The organism is Cerasibacillus sp. JNUCC 74 (assembly GCF_053667775.1).
Window position 1 is genome coordinate 1,346,701 of record NZ_CM132207.1, and the last position, 18,851, is coordinate 1,365,551.

Sequence of the window (18,851 nt, forward strand, 5' to 3'; positions counted from 1 at the left end):
AATATCATGCTTGAAGACACTAGTTTTGCTATTCATCCTGGCAAAAAAACCAGCAATGAAGCTATCAAATACGTAGATATTGGAAAGGTAATCGAGTATAAAACAACGGAACAAAACTATCAGTTTATTAGTGAGCATGGATATGTAACGATTAGCTTTTTTAGTGATTCGATTGTTCGTATCGTTATGAATCCATGGAAAACGCCAGATTTAACTCTTTCACAAACGGTAGTTGCTGATCCGAAAAAACTAAAAATAAACGAACAGGAAACGAATGAAGCAATTATCCTGCAAACAACGAAGATGGAACTTGTTGTAAGAAAACAGCCGCTTCGGATTACCATTAAGGATGTAGCAGGTCATGTACTCGTAAATGAATCAGAGCGTGGTATGGCTTATCGGGAAAACGGCGAAGTGATTGTGTTTAAAGATAAAGATGAACAAGATCATTTCTATGGATTTGGGGAGAAAAGTGGATATTTAGATAAATGTGGTGAAAAATATGAAATGTGGAATACGGATGTGTATGCGCCGCATAATCCCGAGACAGATCCATTGTATCAATCGATTCCATATTTTATGACATTGCGTGATGGAAGAGCACATGGAGTATTTTTTGATAACACGTTTAAAACGACTTTTGATCTAAAAAGCTATGAAAGTACTTATTCATTTCATGCAGAAGGTGGACAGCTAGACTATTATGTAATGACCGGCCCAGAACCAAAATCTGTGTTGGAGCAATATACATTTCTAACAGGGCGCATGCCACTACCAGCTAAATGGGCAATCGGGTACCATCAATCGAGGTATAGCTATGAATCAGATGAAGAAGTTAGAGCATTAGCAAAAAACTTTGTAGAACGCGATATTCCAGTCGATGTCATTCATTTAGATATTCATTATATGGATGAATATCGAGTGTTTACTTTTGATAAAAATCGCTTTCCAAATCTGGAACAGCTGATTATAGATTTACGTGAAATGGGAATTCGAATTGTTCCAATTGTAGATCCTGGTGTGAAAAAAGATCCGGAATATTCGATATACCAAGAAGGTGTGTGGCAAGATAATTTCTGTAAATATATTGAAGGAACTATTTATTATGGAGAGGTTTGGCCGGGTGTAAGTGCCTTCCCTGATTTTACAGAGGAACGTGTACGCAAATGGTGGGGAGAACAGCATGCTTACTATACAAACATGGGTGTTGAAGGTATCTGGAATGATATGAATGAGCCGGCTGTCTTTAATGAAACAAAAACAATGGATACATCGGTAATGCATCGGAATGATGGAAGACCAGCAACTCATCGTGAGCTTCATAATGTGTACGGATATTTAATGGGAAAAGCTACGTATGAAGGAATGAAAAGTCATCTAAAAGGTAAACGCCCATTTTTGCTTACCCGTTCCGGTTATGCAGGTATACAGCGTTATGCAGCTGTGTGGACTGGCGATAATCGTAGCTTCTGGGAGCATCTGCAGATGAGTTTGCCAATGGTCATGAATTTGGGCTTATCTGGTATCGCATTTACGGGTCCTGATGTTGGGGGCTTTGCTCACGATACAAATCCGGAACTTCTGGTACGCTGGATGCAAATTGGTGCATTTACACCATATTTTCGTAATCACTCTGCAATCGGAACACGTTATCAGGAACCATGGATGTTTGGTGAAAAATATGAATCCATTCTAAAAAAATATATTCAAATGCGTTATGAATGGATGCCGCAATTATATTTGCTGTTTTATCAAGCAAGCGGGCAAGGGCTTCCGGTTATGCGACCATTATTGATGGAGTATCCAGATGACCAAAAAACGTATCGTTTAAATGATCAAGTAATGATTGGTGATAACGTCATCGTAGCACCTATTCTAGCGCCATCTGTAACGGATCGTGTCGTTTATCTCCCAGAGGGAAGTTGGGTTGATTTTGTTACGGAACGAGAGTATGAAGGTAATCAAGTGCATATGGTTCATGCCGAACTTGATGAACTTCCAATTTTCATTCGAAAAGGGACAGCGATCATGCAAGGGCAATTTGTATCCAATACAGAAAAGCAAGGAAAAGATCTTTGGATGTATGTGTATGCCAGTCAATCGAATGAAGAATATCGTTTCACTTTTTATGATGATGATGGAGAAACATTTAGCTACGAGGATGGCGAATACTTGAAGCTAGACGTGCAGATTATATCATCAACCAAAAAAGTTGAAATTGATATCATAGTTAAAGAAGGCACATATCAGCCGAAATATAATGAAATAAAAGTAAAAGTAATTGGTCTAACTGATGAACAAAATGTTATAATAAACGGTGTAGAGCGTTCGAATCATTCTAGTATAACGATTTAAAATTACGTAGCGTAGAGGGTGAGATAGATAATGGTAACAATTAAAGATGTAGCAAAGGCAACAGGTGTTTCACCTTCTACTGTTTCCAGAGTGATTGCAGATAATCCGCGTATTAGTGCCGAAACGAAAAAGAAGGTAAGAAAAGCAATGAAAGAATTAGGGTATCATCCTAATATCAATGCGAGGAACCTGGTTGCTAAATATACAAAAGCAATTGGGGTAGTCATGCCTTCCTCTGCCGATAAATCATTACAAAACCCATTTTTTCCTGAAGTATTGCGCGGCATTGGCTCTATTACTCATAAAATGCAATATTCCATGACTTTATCCAGTGGAGAAACAGAGGATGAGATTTTTGCCGAAGTGGAACGAATGGTTTACGGCAGTTATGTAGACGGTATTATTTTATTATATTCACGAGTGAATGATCGAATCGCGAACTTTTTACGAGAAAAGGGCTTCCCATTTGTTATGGTTGGGAAACCTTCAGAATATATTAATGAAATAACGCATGTTGACAATGATAACTTCAGTGCTGGAAAAGAAATTACAACGTATTTAATTCAAGAAGGTCATAAGCGGATTGCCTTTATTGGTGGTTCAAGAGATTTAGTGGTGACAATGGATCGAGAAAATGGCTATGAAGCAGCTTTAAAAGAAGCAGGTCTTCCTATTTCAAGCTCGTATAGTATTCATGCTGAGTTCCTCGAATCTGGTGGAAGAAAAGCAGTAGAAGAATTGTTAAAGCTGAAGCAACCACCTACTGGAATTGTGGTTAGCGATGATTTAATGAGTTTAGGTGTGCTAAGTACGCTTGAAGAGTTAGGATTTCATGTTCCAGAAGATGTTTCATTGGTAAGCTTTAACAATGTTTACTTATCTGAAATTACGAACCCGGCTTTAACCACAGTCGATATTCAAATTTATCAACTCGGTGCTCAATCAGCAAAAGCGTTAATTGAAAAAACACAATCGAAAGCTGAACCGGATAAACGAATTATTATTCCATACAAAATCGTGTATAGGGATTCAGTTGCAAAAGGCTAAGAAGAACTAAAAGGTGGTGAAAAAAATACCACTTTTAGTTCTTTTTTTGTTGCTTAGGAAATTTATCTTTTTTCATTGGGGTTAATTTTTTGAAAAGTAGCTTCGTCGTCTAGCTCGAGCGATCGTTTTGTTAGCTAACATCATCTTACAGTGATATGGGATAACTGAAGGGAGAAACAAGCTTTACGAAGAAATTCGATGTATCATTTTTAAACTGCTTTTTAAATAAAAACTGTTACGTATAAATTTTCAGATCAACCACCTAGGATTTTCTAATCATTTCATCTATATAAAGTTGCACGACACTAAGTAATTATAAAATATTGACTGGCAATAGTTGTTACTTTTTTATACTGATGAAAACAGCAACAATAGCATTTTTTACTAGATACTTCATAATCATTCCTTCCATGTATCCACTAATACTCTGACCCAATTTTTGTAGGCAATCTTTGTTAACTCCTCATTGGTAAAACCGTAAGTTTTTAATTGATTCATAAGCTTTGGCAGTCCGGTAACATCCTTTATACTGTCTGGAACCGTTGTGCCGTCAAAGTCGGAACCTAAAGCAACATGGTCAACTCCAAAATTTTCAGCAATATAAACAATATGTTGGATAATTGTATCTAATGATATATTCGTTTCAAATTTTCCATCTGCTCGCAACATATTGACAGCAAAATTAATTCCTACTACTCCATTACTTGCTTTGATTGCTGCTAATTGATTGTCGGTCAGATTACGGGAAATTGGGCAAATAGTGTGCACATTAGAATGTGTTGCTACAATCGGAGCTTCACTAATTTTTACAACATCCCAGAAGCCTTTCTCATTTAAATGAGTCGTATCGATCATAATTCCTAATCGATTACACTGTTTAACTAAATTTTTCCCATCATCGGTTAATCCATTTCCGATATCGGGTGACGATGGATAACGAAAAGGAACCCCTTCCCCATATTGATTGGGGCGACTCCAAACAATCCCTAATGAACGTAAGCCAGCTTGATAAAGAATATGAAGTGCATCAAAATTAGTATCAATTGCTTCAGCACCTTCTATATGAAAAATAGCTGCAAGAATTTGATTATTTAAGCAATCGATTAATTGATCGATATTTTTTATCACTTTAAATCCACCATTTGACTCGGATTCAAGTTTGAACAGTATAGCTGCTAATGCATTTGTATAGTTTAAAGCAGTTGGTTGATCGATTGGTGGAGGAAGAGGGATATCATAACCGCTTTCGGTAAGATATTGCGCAGATTCCATATGGTAATTTTTGTTTGGTGTAAAAGCGGCAAAAAATCCACCCCCAAAATTTCCTTTTTTTGCACGGGGAAAGTCAATATGTCCCCACTCGGTTTCATTAAAAAATTCTAATTCATGATTAGCAGAAGTATGTAGTTTTAATAAAGTATCATTATGACCATCGAATATAGGAATATTCTCCACTTTTTATTCTCCTTTACTGCCAAAAGGCATTTTTGGGTTGTTAGGTAGTTCCCGTTTCCAATAAAACGTAATACAAATTGAAATGGTTAACAAAGGAATTAGTTACTAGAAACAGCTTATCATAAAAAGTAGTAAATTTTCTGTTTAAATATAAATTTAGATGTCATATGTAAAGAAATAGCTGTTTTTCCCTTCTCCCTAATCTAAGTGCTCACCTAATTTTAGCTTGAAAAATCCGGTAGGGAGCCAACATACAGCCTTTTATAGAAGCTTTACTTAACAACAACAATTTGATAACAGTTATACCAAAAAATATTTAAAAAATATGAATTTTTTCACTTCCCAAGATTGGAGATGAGTCGGAAAAATTTGAAAAGGGAATGAGTGGGTACTATCAGGCGCAACCGAATACCTTATATATAACATATATAGTTTTTAAGCTTTGACAGGAAAGATATCGATAAAATACCGACAAATGCATTACAAAAGCTGGGCTTGTTTACTTAGTTTTCCTATGCTTATTTATACCTACACTTGATTGGTAAAATCCTTCAAAATGCACTTGTTGACCTTTGTTTTATTTTGCTAAGCTAACTGTAGCCTACTTTGAATTTCATTTTTATTTCTTTTATTGCAGTCTTACATTATCAATTTTAAGTATGGTGTGAAATTAATCGATGTTCTGTTAGACCGATATTTTGAAAAGCTGATTATTTTTAAACGGGTGCATTGTTTTTTTAATCATCTTCTATTTATTATTATTGCTCATATCCATTATGGAAAAGTGAGAGAAAATAAGTGGTCAGTTTATATTTGCAGGGGTGGAAGAAAACTTTCTTGGATAAAAGCTCGTTTATATAAAGGAGCAAGTTTTCTTTTAAGATGAACAGTTGAAAAGGGGGAAAAAGATTGACCAAAGAAAAGATGGAGGATCTGTTACATATGATTACCGGTATGATGGATGAATTGGAAGACATACGGGTAAACAGTCGTAAAGTAGATGACGATTATGATGAATTGGAGCAACGTATCCAATTTATGAAAGTAAACATAGATGGGCTGGAGCGGGATTTACATTATATAAACAGACGGGCTTCAGTTGCAAATGGACAAGGGCTTAATTAAAATCACTAAAGATTATTTTTACAGCGTGCAAATGCAGGCTTATTTTTTTTACTTAAAAGTCCAGATAAGAGTTTTGGTAATGTCAATAAAGCAGATACAGTTGTTTTAATATCGTAAAACGTTTTAGGTTTTAAAGGGAAGCCTGACAAAAATGTCAATTTAGTTTACAAATTGATATAAGGCTTGTGGATATGAACCAAAACATATTACAATGACATTAAATTCGTATTTGTAAGGTGATATTTGTGCAAATGCAATCATTAAAAAAAGTACTAGAAGCAAGCTTTTAACAGCTGAGAATCTGAGATATTGCTCCTATTAATAGCGAGCTACAGAAGATATTCATAAAGCATATGGATTATCTGCTGTGGCATTCGGAGTTTTTCATGCGCGTCATCCCTGCTGGAAGGTTAAAGTAACTCGAACGGTTGAACATCCTTCTTTGAATCAGCTAGTTTAAGCAATGAAACAAGTAAAGAAAGCGGGTTATCAGGAAGCATTAGTCAAAGAATTGCTTAAAGATATCTGCTTAAAAGTTAATCAATAAAATAGATTTTCGAGTAGAATAAGAGCTGGATTTGCTATTTTGTTATAGGGATAATAATATTTTTTAGTTGCTTCAAGCCCAGTTAAAATTGAAATATGTTTACTTGTTAGTAATATTTTGAAAGTGGTATACTAAGCATAATCTGTAGTAAATAAAGGAGGAGAGGTGTATGAGCCAAGTAACATTACAGGATATATTTCAGGCTATAATGGAATTGTCCAGTGATGTGAAAGAACTCAGCTTGAAAGTTGATAAATTAGAAGCAAGGATAGGAAAGTTAGAGGAAAAAATAGATAGATTAGAGGCTAGAGTCGACAAGCTAGAAATGAGAGTAGGAAAGCTAGAAGAAAAAGTCGATAAGCTAGAAATGAGAGTAGGAAAGCTAGAAGAAAAAGTCGATAAGTTAGAAATAAGAGTAGGAAAGCTAGAAGTAAATTCAGATGGAATGGAAAAGCGGATTAGTATTATGGAGCGCAAAATTGATTCCTTAGAAACAACAATTCAAGAAATGAAAGGAGAATTAAAGGAAGATATACGCAAAGTAGATAAGAAGTTTATGATCCTATGTGGAGATATAGTGGAGACAAGAGCAGAGGTCGCATTGTTAAAAAGTTAGAAGCGTGCAGATTGCAGGCTTATTTTTTTCGTATTAAAAAGAATATCGATTTTATGAACATCGTAAAATGTAGTGAAACTAATTGAACAATTTGTATTGCTAAATCAGTTTTAAAATTAAGATGATGAAAAAATTGTAATATCCAGGAATCAAAGCAGTATAAGGAAAAGAAGAACGACCACTTATTCGTGATCGCTCTATTTATAAATTGTAAAAGTAAAAATCAATTACGAAAGCTTTTTTTAAATTAATAGACCATAAAAATGCGAACTTTAATAAAAGAATAAACTTTGGTGGATTATAATCTAATAATCGTATTCATCCATGTTAACTATATGGATATTGCCTTGCTTGATGTTGAATACTTATCCATTTTATAGTAGTAAAGGCATCCAAACTCCATTCACCGTTTAACCTGCCAATCCCGGAATTTTTGACACCTCCGAATGCAACATGTGGTTCATCATTAATTGTTGTATCGTTGATATGGACCATACCTGTATCTAATTGTTTAGCAAGCTGAGCTCCACGTTCCACATCCTTTGTATGAATAGCACCACTAAGTCCGTATGAGCTGTTATTTGCATATTCAATCACTTCTTTTTCATTAGAAACTTTTAAAATAGAAATGACTGGTGCAAACACTTCCTCTTGTGCTATCTTCATATCTGGGGTAACTTCAGTGAACACAACTGGTTCTACTATATTACCGGTGATGTTGCCTTTTATAATTGGGTTTGCCCCTTCACGAATTCCTTTCTCAATTAAGACTCTTGTTACTTTTACTTGCTGCTCATTAATTAATGGTCCGATAATCGTGTTAGGGTTTTTTGGATCGCCGCATGTTAGTGTAGCAACCTTCGCAATATACTTCTCAACAAATTCTTCATAAATAGCTTCATGAACGATTAATCGATTAGCTGACATACAAATTTGCCCTTGATGTGTAAAACGGCTAAATACAGCAGCACTTACTGCCAATTCTAAATCTGCATCTTCTAGAACAATGAGCGCACTGTTACCACCTAATTCTAAGTGAACTTGCTTTAGGTTTTTTCCGGCTACTGCACCAATATGCTTGCCAATTTTTGTAGAACCTGTAAACGAAATTGCTCTAGGGATAGGGTGCTCGATAAATAAATCACCAATTTCCGAAATTTCTGTTGTAATTACATTAAGTAATCCTTTTGGTAAACCAGCGCTCTCGAAGATTTTTGCAATCATCGTTCCGCCTGTAATTGATGTGTGTTCATGTGGCTTTAAGACGACACCATTCCCTGTAGCAAGAGCTGTAGCAACAGATTTCATTGATAGAAAGAATGGAAAGTTGAAAGGACTAATTACACCAACAACCCCGATTGGAACACGATATACCCGGTTTTCTTTATGATCGATAGGGGATGTCAATATCTTACCTTCCATTCGAAATGGGAAGGTGGATGCTTCTTTAATAAGATTGATAACTAAACCAATTTCAAATTCAGCTTTTAATCTAGTACCACCTATTTCTTCTATAATAATATCTACAATAGCTGCATGATTTTCTTCAATATATTGTACTGCTTTTTCAAATACTTCTCGTTGAATTACTGGGTTTGTTTGAGACCATTTGAGTTGAGCCATAGCTGCTGCGTGGTAAGCTTTATCCAAATCTTCCTTGCTCGCTGCTTTGTAAGTGGCAATCAGCTCTCCACAATAAGGGTTTCTATTTTCCATGGAAAGTGATGAGATTCCTTCACGCCACTCTCCATTAATATATTGACTCGGTAAATTTTTAAATGTCATTTTACTCGCTCCTATATTATAAAGTCCGCCATGTATGTTTTGTATTCACCATCTGATATATTATTCATTCTTAAGTGCTAAGTTTTCATGAGCTAGTTGGGAAAGTGAATGAATATTACTATTAATCTCTTGTACTGTTGCAGTAAGTTCTTCAATAGCAGCAGATTGACTGTCTGATTCTGCATTGACCTCTTGAATGTACGTATCTAAAGTAGAAATAACTTCTTTAATTTTGTTCGAAATCGTATGAATATCTGATACTTGTTCTTTAGAATGATTCGCCATTTTTCTAATTTCATCCGCAACGACAGAAAAGCCTCTACCATGTTCGCCTGCCCTTGCTGATTCAATCGCTGCATTAAGTCCTAATAAGTTACTTTGATCGGCAATTCCTTTAACAACGTCTGATACTTCTTCAATCGTACCTACTTGTTTTGTAACGTTAGTAGCTTTCTCAGATATTAACGACATATGATTAGCTAAATCTGTCATAGACTCCGCCATGTCCTGAATGGTGTTTGTTACTTCATTAAAAACAGTTGAGAGGTTTTCAGCTATTTCTGCTAATTGATTTGCTTTATCAACGCTATAGCCCACTCCTACTCCACCAATCACATTGCCTGCTTCATCATGTAAAGGAATCGCTCGAGCAATTATATTAACACCAAATAATTCGGCTGGCACCAGGGCTGCTTGATTTTTATTTTGTTGAATGGCATTTGTAACAATATCTCCCTTTACTAAAGGGTCACCTGGCTTCACATTTAAGGAAAATGTCTTCGCCGGGAAGTTTGTGATCAGTTTCTCGGTATCATAAATACCAATCGTAATATCTTCATTAATGAGATCTTGTAAAAATGGACCGACTGAAATAAATGATCGAATTAAGGGATGAAATTCAACTTCTGTAATTGCTGGCTGATTCATGTTTCTCTCTCCTATCTATTTTTATCTCGCATCTAAGATCCTTATATCCAAGCATGAATACGAGGAAGTTCAAAGGGGGAGACAATAGCACTCACATACCCGGCTCGTTCAAGTGCCTTTAGGTCATACCCTTGCGGTACTAACATTCAGTAGGACATGGAATGAAGTTTCCCTCTATTGCTTAGGCAGTTCAAGGTAAATGGACCATGTTTTTAAATAATAAAGAGATGTGTAATTTTACTTTGTTGCAAAAAGAACAAAAACGTATGGTTTAAATAAGAAAAAGCTTGCTTCTACTAGTATCGGTATAAAACAATCAGATATTAATATTTTAAGCAGAGTGCTTATTGACATTGGTATACAAATAAGACTTTAATACTAATAATCGGATAATAAATAGAACTTTATGCTTATAAAAAATAGTTTATTTTATATTTCAGGCTTTATATATTTTAGTGACTTGCCGATAGAAAAAATATGCGGAATTGGTATTTGTATTCTTACTAAGATAAAAAACGATTCAATTTAAAAGCAAGTATAGGCTTTAGTTAACCCATAGAAAGGAAGAATATGAGCGTTGTTTTGTTTAAAAGGGACACATAACATAGAGAGAACTGAATACATGGATCAAACAAGTGTGGAATAGGAGGAAGGCAGCTTGGATAAGACTTCAATTATTGGAATTATTTTAGGAATTATTGCTGTAGGGGTAGGAATGGTTTTAAAAGGAGTACACTTGGGCGCATTAATTAATCCAGCAGCGATTTTAATTATTTTTGTTGGGACTGCTGCATCTGTATGTATTGCATTCCCAATCAGTACGATCAAAAAAGTTCCTTCATTGCTTAAAATAGTCTTTTCTGATGATCAACAAACGGATTATCAAGAAGTAGTACTAATGTTTACGAAATTGGCAGAGCAAACAAGAAAAGAAGGCATCTTATCATTGGAGAAGCAATTACGGGAGACAAAAGATCCTTTTTTACGTTCAGGATTGCAATTTGTTGTTGATGGTCAATCTCCTGAATTTATCCGCGAAGTGATGTTGGAAAAAATTGATGCAATGGAAGAAAGGCATGAGGAAGGAGTCGCTGTTTTTTCCCAAGCAGGAACTTATGCACCTACATTAGGTGTTCTTGGTGCGGTTATCGGGTTAATCGCTGCACTAGGTGATATGCAAGATATGGAGGTACTTGGACATGCAATTTCAGCCGCATTTATGGCTACACTAATGGGGATTTTTTCCGGATATGTATTGTGGCATCCGTTTGCTAATAAGTTACGTGAAAAATCAAAACGAGAAGTGCGAATGAAAGAAATCATGGTGGAAGGATTGTTATCTATTACAGCCGGAAACTCAGCAATGGTAGTTAAGGATAAGCTTGGATCTTATTTATCAACAAAAGAATTTCATGCATTAAAAGGAGAGGAGGAAGATGCGTAAAAACAAACAAAAAAAATCACATCATGTGAATGAGTCATGGCTCTTACCATATTCAGATTTATTAACACTTCTACTCGCTTTATTTATTGTTTTATTTGCTATGAGTAAAGTAGATTCTCAAAAATATAAAGAACTGGCGCAAGTGTTTCAGGGTGAGTTTTCCGGTGGTGAAGGAATCTTAGAAAATAGTCCTTCTTTACAGGACTTGCCTGCAGCGGATAATAATGAGGAAAAGGATCAAAAAAAGGAAAGAACGAAAGGTGAGCAGGAATTAGAAGAGCTTGAAGCCATTCAGAAACAAATCGATGCATATATTATGGAAGAAGGCTTAGACAATACGCTACAGACAAAATTACAGGATGAAGGACTCTTAATAACAATTCTTAATAACATTTCCTTTGATTCTGGTAGCGCTAGGGTGACAAAGGAAGGAAAAAGGATTGCTGAGAAAGTATCGGACTTTTTGTCTACTGATCCGCCTCGTGAAGTAGTTATAAGTGGTCATACGGATGATCAGCCAATTAATTATTCAGGGTTCTCCTCTAATTGGGAGCTTAGTGTAACTCGTGCAGTCAATTTTATGCAATTGTTACTTAATAATGACGAGCTAGATCCTACGAAATTTAGTGCAAAGGGATACGGGGAGCATCGTCCTGCTGTTCCAAATACGAATGAAGCAAATCGAGAAAAAAATCGACGGGTCGAAGTACTTATTTTGCCCAATTACAAAATTAAACCCGAAAAATAAAGTAATGAATAAACCACTCAAATTAGGGGGAACTTATCATGCACAAGTTGTTTGCTGCCAGAAGTATTAAAATGAAATTGATTTTTTCATTTTCTGTCATTATTGCATTAGTTCTGTTATTAGGCATTACCAATATTATCGGAATTTATAACAGCAATAAAAATACCGAAGAAATTATCAATAAGGACATGCAATTATTAGTAGCTCAGGAAAAGATGGCGATAAATACTGCAGAACGGACAGGTTTTCTTAGAGGATATTTATTGTATGATGATGAAAAATATAAACAATCATTTCAAGATACAGTTGAGGAAACGACTGAACTGGAAAAATTTATTCTTAAACATAATAAGTCGCAAAAGGTAAAAGATTTAATGGATAAAAAAGTAGAGTGGGGGCATCTGACAAATAAGTTTTTTAAGGAATATGAGAAAGGTAATAAAGCTGAAGCGAGAAGGATTATGGAAAAAGAAATGCAACCAATTGGTATCGAACTAATTGATGGGTTCAAGGAATTGGCTCAATTAAGAGAAGATAGTATTACCGAGAAAGGGAAGTCTGTAATCGATATAGGTAATACGATTTTAACTATTGCAGCAATTTTGATGGCGGTTGTAGTTGTGTTAGGCATTGTTATAGCATATATGACAGCAATTGCGATTGCAAAGCCATTGCATCGAGTGAAGGAACGGATGAATCAAATTGCTAATGGTGATTTAAGCGGGGAACCATTACAAGTAAAAGGAAAAGATGAGATTGCTCAATTAATGACAGCTACAAACATAATGAATGAACAATTAAAAGAATTGCTAAATCGAATTAAGGATGTAGCTGGAACTGTCAATGACCAAAGTCGTGTATTAACCCAAGCTGCCAATGAAGTGCAACAAGGTACAGAGCAGGTTGCTGCTACAATGGAAGAACTAGCTTCAGGTGCAGAAAACCAGGCAAATCATGCAGGAAGTTTGTCTAGTATGATGAATGATTTGAATACTACGATTCAAGAAGTAGACCATAGTAGTGATAGCATAAAAACATTTTCTAATGATGTGTTACAACAAACCCAATCCGGATTTGATACTATGGAATCGACAAATGAACAAATGAAAAAAATTGACCAAATTGTTAAAGATTCTGTTCAAGGCGTACAGAGTCTTGATGTCAAAACGCAAGAAATATCAAAATTAGTAACTGTGATTGGCGAAATTGCGGAGCAGACAAATCTGCTTGCATTAAATGCAGCTATTGAAGCAGCAAGAGCTGGAGAACATGGAAAAGGTTTTGCGGTTGTTGCAGATGAAGTACGAAAGTTAGCAGAACAGGTTTCGGAGTCATTAAGTGAGATCACTAATGTAGTTAATACAATTCAAAAAGAATCGGATCAAGTTACTGTTGCGCTTCAGGAAGGTTACGGAGAAGTATCTGCAGGATCAGAGCAAATGACAAAGACAAAAGATACATTTAAAACAATATATGATGCAGTAAATGCTATGACGGATAACATTTCTACTGTTAAGAGTCATGTTGATCGAGTTACTGAAAATAGTAAAGAAATGAATGGTTCTGTTGGAGAAATAGCTGCAATTTCCGAAGAATCAGCTGCTGGAATTGAACAGACTTCTGCCGCCACACAACAAACTAGCAGTTCTATGGAGCAGGTTACTGCAAATGCAGAGCAACTTTCAGGTCTAGCAAATGAGTTAACGACACTAATTAAACGATTTTCATTATAGTGACGATTAAGGATAAATGGGGATAGCACAATTTTTAAAAAAATGCATGTTCTTGGTTTAGGTAAAAAGGTATAAAATTCATACAATGAGTGTAAGGAGCAATATAGTTTAGCATAAGTTCTTATAGCCACATGTTAAGTTGAAAATAAGATTCCCTAAACGGGTTGGGACATAAGCAAATACTAAATATCACAAACCGAACAATTCATTTATAATTGTTCGGTTTGTTTGTGTTTAGAAAGAATTGGCTTGGCGCCAAGTCTTTAGCGAAAGCCATAGTTTTTCTTATACGATAAAGTGAAACTTCATTCAGTAGGAGTTTTCTTCCATCTCCTACTGAATGTTAGTACCACAAGGGTATGACCTAAGGTCCTTGAACGAATCGGGCATTTAGGTGCCGTCTTCTCCCACTTAGACCCTTTTGTATCAACTCCAAGATTTTGAAGTGAGAGTCTTACGGCACCTTACATGCGGGATAAACCATAAAAATTTTATACTTTCTATAGTGTAAAAAATTCCTATCCTCGCTACGTCAACATATTTGCTTTCCACAGGTCTCCTCAGCTTCCTCGGAAAGCAAAGATCGCTTTCCTGTAGGATCTTCAGCTCGAGCTATTCCCGAGAGGAGTCTACATATGTGGACTCCGCTAAAAACTTGCGTATACTCAAGGACGATTTATTGTTCGTTTTTTAAAGTACCTATAGCTCTTGTTCTTTGAATGTAAAGAATTCTGTGAAACATCGTTTAAACATGGAGAATGAGTGATAAATACAACTTAAAAAAGAATTTGTGCTAGGCTAGTCCTGTTGTCTTTATATTCAAGCAAGGACATGAAATACATTTCGGTTTTATGGAATTAAATTACAAATTACTTAATTGAAAAATTCGAATGGTTCCGGCTACTCTTCATACCTGTTTTAAATAAAAAGTATATAACTTACTACAGTATGTACTGACAAATTTTGATAAAACTAGTCAACTATTTTTCTAGAAAATACTTTGACCGAGAGGATAGAATGGGTTATAATTAACAGTCGTATTAAGAAAAATTAATAGTAAATTAAAATGTACTTAAAATAACGAATATGACTTTAAAATTAGAGGTGAACAAAGTGAAGAAATTATTATCTACAAAACTAGGATTCTTCGCGGTAGCACTTGTGCTTTTCTGGATAAAAACATATTTAATATATAAATTTGAATTCAGTCTAGGAGAAAGTGGAGTGATGCAGGAATTCTTATTATTTTTTAATCCACTAAACTCAGGGTTGATTTTCCTAGGATTAGCTTTATTTGCTAAAGGTAGAAAAGCAGGAATCTGGATTATTATCATTGATGCGGTTCTAAGCTTTATTTTATATGCTAATGTCGTATTCTACCGTTTCAATAGTGACTTCATTACGATTCCTACATTGTTGCAAACAGATAACTTTGGCAGCATCGGGGGAAGTATTGCTGATTTAGCGCAAATGAGTGATTTGCTTTATACGGTAGATATTATTTTCTTGACCATTTTATTTATTTTTGTACGTAAAAATTGGTCGGTAGAACGAATGCAATTACGGAAGCCGTTCCTCGTTATTTCAGCTGGCGTTTTGGCTTTTACTATTAATCTAGGACTAGCTGAAGCAGATCGGCCACAATTATTAGAACGTACCTTTGACAGGAACTATCTAGTAAAATATTTAGGGGCATTTAACTTTACAATTTATGATGCAATTCAAAGTGCAAAGACATCAACAAGACGTGTTCTTGCTGATAGTAATGATATTACGAAAGTAGAAAATTATACGAAAGCTAAATATGCTGAACCAAACCAGAAGTATTTTGGTAAAGGGAAAGAAAAGAATATTATAAAGATTCATTTGGAGTCTTTCCAATCTTTCTTAATTAATTATGAGTTGCATGGCGAAGAAGTAACACCGTTTTTGAATTCACTTGTCAATGATCAGAAAAAAGGATTCACTTATTTTGATAACTTTTTTCAACAAACAGAACAAGGAAAAACTGCAGATGCCGAGTTAATCCTGGACACTTCCTTGTATGGATTGCCTCAAGGAGCTGCGTTTGTAACGAAGGGAAATAATACGTATCAAGCACTTCCAGCGATTCTTGATCAAAAGCAAAATTACACAAGTGCTGTGTTCCATGGTGATGGTAAGTCATTTTGGAACCGTGATGAGGTATATAAGCATTTAGGTATAAATGAGTTTTACCACGAAGATTTTTATGATATGAGTGAAGAAAATGTTATTAACTATGGCTTAAAGGATAAACCATTCTTTGAACAATCCATACCTTATTTAGAAGATATGGAGCAGCCATTTTATGCACATATGATGACACTAACACACCATCATCCATATTTGATTGACGAAGAAGATGCAACCATTGAACCTGCTGAGACGGGTGATGGATCTGTGGATCGTTATTTTCAAACAGCGCGTTATTTGGATGAATCGCTAGAGCAGTTCTTTAATGATTTAAAGGAAAAAGGTCTTTATGATGACTCCATTATTATGATTTATGGTGATCATTATGGTATTTCTAATAATCATAACCGAGCAATGGAAGAAATTATTGGTGAAGAAATTACGCCATTGAAAAATGCAGAATTACAGCGAGTACCATTTATGATTCGAATACCAGGTGTTAAAAGTGAAGGAACCAATCACACATATGCTGGGCAAGTTGATGTTATGCCAACGCTATTGCATATTTTAGGTGTTGATGCGCAAGACTATATTCAATTTGGAACAGATATGTTCTCCAAAGAACATAAAGAGTATGTTCCTTTCCGAAATGGGAACTTTATGACTCCGGAGTATAGCTTTGTGGATGGAAATTATTATGATAACGAAACAAAAGAAGTAATTAAAAAACCTACTGATGAAATGAAAAAGATGCACGATACGGTTATGAAAGAATTAAAGCTATCTGATGAAGTTTTATACGGCGATTTATTACGTTTCTATACACCTAATAAAGATTGGAAGCCTATAGATCCTGATGACTATTTCTATGGTGGACCAGCAGGCAAAGGCAAAAAAAATGATGATTCAAAAGTTAAATAAGTAGCAAGAAAAAACCGTCTGCAATAATTTGCGGGCGGTTTTTTCTTGCATAGGAAATTATATCAGTTTCTGCAAGGTGGATAGTTTGTTTAAGAGTAACTTCGTCTTGTTTAGCTCAAGTGCTTGTGCTGCTAGCAAACTTTGCTCTGATCAGTCAACATCGGCTCGAATCTAAAGGGAGGTAGACTAAAAGCGGGCTGCCGCTCAGGTGTCGGCATCCCCTGTTTTAGAGGGGTGCTTTCTTTATCCTGTATGTAACTGGCGGTAAGACCTGCCCTTCCATGCTACGAGGTCAAACCTAGGAGTTAAATAGAGGGTCTTACTGCGAGTCAAATACCTGATTCTGTTCATTCTAACAATCAGGTAGGGATAAAAGAAAACCCCAGCTGATTGAAGATTCACGTTATTTCTTCAAAAGTTGTCCAATTTGTACATCACTAAACGAGAGCTTATGCTTTTGTTTTTAACAAAAAATATAAGCTAATCTAGAAAAATTTCGTTTTCAAATCCTATCATATTCATTACATCGAAAGGAAGTAAAATCATATAATGAATTATACAAGCTTTATTGCTTGAAATACAAAAAAGAAATACGAACAAAAGTTCTGATTTTCGTATTTTTTTAAAAAAACTATGGTATACTAAGAACTGATAATGTTCTTAAGGATCGGTCGGCTAACCCTAGAGTAAGGGGGTGAGCCAATTGAATGTTTATGAAGTGTTCATGGTGTTGTTTGCATTTGGCAGCTTTTTAGTTGCTTTTTTAACACTAATCATCCGATTCATCAATAAAAAATAGACCTCTTGAAACAAAGAGGCCTATTCCTTCATAGTCGATCCCCATAGGAACCGCTTATCATGGACCACAGTTGCAGCTGTGGTCTTTTTTTAGTATATGCAACACTATACCTGTAGTATACCATAAAAGCAGGTTTTATAGTATTTAATATATTAGTCAAGTTTCAATATTATTTTTAAAATGGGGCTGAATAAAATCTTATATAAAAAGTGTTATTAAGCGGTAGGTTAATAAACGACTGTCACAGTGAGGGGAACTATAAAATAATTTTAATAGTTGATTAGTAAAGATGTCTACTTAAGCTTGTCCAAGATTAGAATAACTTATTGGTTGAAATTGAAATCCTTATAGGAAAAGAAGAAAAAAACGAATCAATTTATTGACATTTTAATGATCATGAATTTTATACATTTTTTTAACTTAACTAGACAAAAGATGATCCTAATTTTTTAATAAAAGTTCATAAATTTGTCATAATTAATGAACAGGCCGGGTATCTGCCATATTATTAGATATTCATCGTCATGAATAGAGGATTTAAGACAGATAAAGTTATAATTTGACAATAATCTTTAGCGAAAGCTTGGCTCGATTCGTTTATTCGACATTTCGAAATGGAATTACATGACTTGACTGGTATGAGATAATAGGTATATATATCTATATTTTATGTAGGTAAAAAGTTTTGATTTATTATAAAGTGAAACTTCAACTTCATGCGCTTCCAGCAAACACGGAAAAAAGAAAACTAAAGCTAGATCGTACGTTATTACTTTTCATCACTATCTAAGCGTACTTGTTACATTGTTATTATCTCCCAATAGACTTATTACCAGATACAAGTCAATGAGAGGGAGGTAGTTGCTAATTAAATAGCATCAATACATAGTTAACAAAGGAATTTGATAGGAGGAAACATAATGATGGAAGTGAACACAATAAACAAACAAGTAAATAACTATATTTATTTTCGAAATTTTCGGTACCATCAACAGCAAATTCTTTTTATTTATAACTACCTTAATGGAACGTATAATCGCAGTATAAGCTTAAACTTCTTTGTTATACAGGATAAGTTTATCCGTTCTCAGCTTAAACAGCTTGATACAATCTTAAACCATCGAACGGATAAGTAGAGGAATATGCTTCGCGTATTCCTCTTTTTTATATCCCATCTAAGGTATTGTAAGACTTC

General features: G+C 35.0%; 13 protein-coding genes. 10 read left to right on the forward strand and 3 right to left on the reverse strand.

All coding sequences use genetic code 11. From position 1 onward, the window contains the following. Positions 1–6: 6 nt before the first annotated feature. A complete protein-coding gene (locus tag JNUCC74_RS05840; protein WP_454067279.1) occupies positions 7–2,355 on the forward strand; it encodes a glycoside hydrolase family 31 protein in 2,349 nt (782 codons plus the stop codon). Positions 2,356–2,385: 30 nt separating this feature from the next. Beyond that, positions 2,386–3,402 carry a LacI family DNA-binding transcriptional regulator gene (locus JNUCC74_RS05845; RefSeq protein WP_454067280.1) on the forward strand — a complete coding sequence of 339 codons (1,017 nt, stop codon included), beginning with the start codon at positions 2,386–2,388 and terminating at the stop codon, positions 3,400–3,402. Between the two features lie 399 nt (positions 3,403–3,801). Here the strand turns inward: JNUCC74_RS05845 and JNUCC74_RS05850 are convergent, their stop codons facing one another. Further along, complete coding sequence (locus JNUCC74_RS05850) at positions 3,802–4,857, reverse strand: dipeptidase (protein WP_454067281.1); 1,056 nt, start codon at positions 4,855–4,857, stop codon at positions 3,802–3,804. Positions 4,858–5,766: 909 nt separating this feature from the next. Between JNUCC74_RS05850 and JNUCC74_RS05855 the strand changes: the two genes are divergently transcribed. Together JNUCC74_RS05855 and JNUCC74_RS05860 are read left to right on the forward strand one after the other, a co-directional pair. Next, positions 5,767–5,982 carry a hypothetical protein gene (locus tag JNUCC74_RS05855; protein ID WP_077319953.1) on the forward strand — a complete coding sequence of 72 codons (216 nt, stop codon included), beginning with the start codon at positions 5,767–5,769 and terminating at the stop codon, positions 5,980–5,982. A gap of 716 nt (positions 5,983–6,698) precedes the next feature. After that, positions 6,699–7,145 (forward strand): hypothetical protein, encoded by a 447-nt coding sequence (locus tag JNUCC74_RS05860; protein WP_454067282.1) that lies wholly within the window; start codon positions 6,699–6,701, stop codon positions 7,143–7,145. Positions 7,146–7,472: 327 nt separating this feature from the next. Here JNUCC74_RS05860 and JNUCC74_RS05865 read toward each other — a convergent pair whose 3' ends face one another. Continuing rightward, the gene (locus JNUCC74_RS05865; RefSeq protein ID WP_454067283.1) at positions 7,473–8,930 is read right to left on the reverse strand and encodes an aldehyde dehydrogenase family protein; all 1,458 of its coding nucleotides are present in this window, start codon (positions 8,928–8,930) and stop codon (positions 7,473–7,475) included. Positions 8,931–8,990: 60 nt separating this feature from the next. Continuing rightward, positions 8,991–9,857 carry a methyl-accepting chemotaxis protein gene (locus JNUCC74_RS05870; RefSeq protein ID WP_077319956.1) on the reverse strand — a complete coding sequence of 289 codons (867 nt, stop codon included), beginning with the start codon at positions 9,855–9,857 and terminating at the stop codon, positions 8,991–8,993. A 658-nt stretch (positions 9,858–10,515) separates the two neighbouring features. Between JNUCC74_RS05870 and motA the strand changes: the two genes are divergently transcribed. From motA to JNUCC74_RS05900, 6 genes are all read left to right on the forward strand, one after another. Beyond that, positions 10,516–11,301 carry a flagellar motor stator protein MotA gene (motA, locus tag JNUCC74_RS05875; RefSeq protein ID WP_077319957.1) on the forward strand — a complete coding sequence of 262 codons (786 nt, stop codon included), beginning with the start codon at positions 10,516–10,518 and terminating at the stop codon, positions 11,299–11,301. Further along, on the forward strand, positions 11,294–12,049 hold the full coding sequence (motB, locus tag JNUCC74_RS05880) for a flagellar motor protein MotB (RefSeq protein ID WP_454067284.1): 756 nt from the start codon (positions 11,294–11,296) through the stop codon (positions 12,047–12,049). Before motA ends, motB begins: the two co-directional genes overlap by 8 nt. Positions 12,050–12,087: 38 nt before the next feature. After that, positions 12,088–13,782, forward strand: coding sequence for a methyl-accepting chemotaxis protein (locus tag JNUCC74_RS05885; protein WP_454067285.1), 1,695 nt, complete (start codon positions 12,088–12,090; stop codon positions 13,780–13,782). A gap of 1,113 nt (positions 13,783–14,895) precedes the next feature. Then, positions 14,896–16,857 carry an LTA synthase family protein gene (locus tag JNUCC74_RS05890; RefSeq protein WP_077319960.1) on the forward strand — a complete coding sequence of 654 codons (1,962 nt, stop codon included), beginning with the start codon at positions 14,896–14,898 and terminating at the stop codon, positions 16,855–16,857. Between the two features lie 703 nt (positions 16,858–17,560). After that, positions 17,561–17,656: a putative holin-like toxin gene (locus tag JNUCC74_RS05895; RefSeq protein WP_077319961.1), complete on the forward strand. Its 96-nt coding sequence runs from the start codon at positions 17,561–17,563 to the stop codon at positions 17,654–17,656. A 920-nt stretch (positions 17,657–18,576) separates the two neighbouring features. Then, positions 18,577–18,792, forward strand: a complete 216-nt coding sequence (locus tag JNUCC74_RS05900; RefSeq protein ID WP_454067286.1) for a hypothetical protein — start codon at positions 18,577–18,579, stop codon at positions 18,790–18,792. Positions 18,793–18,851: the final 59 nt, after the last annotated feature.

Bases quoted from the DNA above. Each gene is read 5' to 3' on its own strand.
- JNUCC74_RS05845 (WP_454067280.1), top strand. From the start codon at position 2,386: ATGGTAACAATTAAAGATGTAGCAAAGGCAACAGGTGTTTCACCTTCT.
- JNUCC74_RS05860 (WP_454067282.1), top strand. From the start codon at position 6,699: ATGAGCCAAGTAACATTACAGGATATATTTCAGGCTATAATGGAATTG.
- JNUCC74_RS05840 (WP_454067279.1), top strand. From the start codon at position 7: ATGCTTGAAGACACTAGTTTTGCTATTCATCCTGGCAAAAAAACCAGC.
- JNUCC74_RS05900 (WP_454067286.1), top strand. From the start codon at position 18,577: ATGATGGAAGTGAACACAATAAACAAACAAGTAAATAACTATATTTAT.
- motB (WP_454067284.1), top strand. From the start codon at position 11,294: ATGCGTAAAAACAAACAAAAAAAATCACATCATGTGAATGAGTCATGG.
- JNUCC74_RS05870 (WP_077319956.1), bottom strand. From the start codon at position 9,857: ATGAATCAGCCAGCAATTACAGAAGTTGAATTTCATCCCTTAATTCGA.
- JNUCC74_RS05885 (WP_454067285.1), top strand. From the start codon at position 12,088: ATGCACAAGTTGTTTGCTGCCAGAAGTATTAAAATGAAATTGATTTTT.
- JNUCC74_RS05865 (WP_454067283.1), bottom strand. From the start codon at position 8,930: ATGACATTTAAAAATTTACCGAGTCAATATATTAATGGAGAGTGGCGT.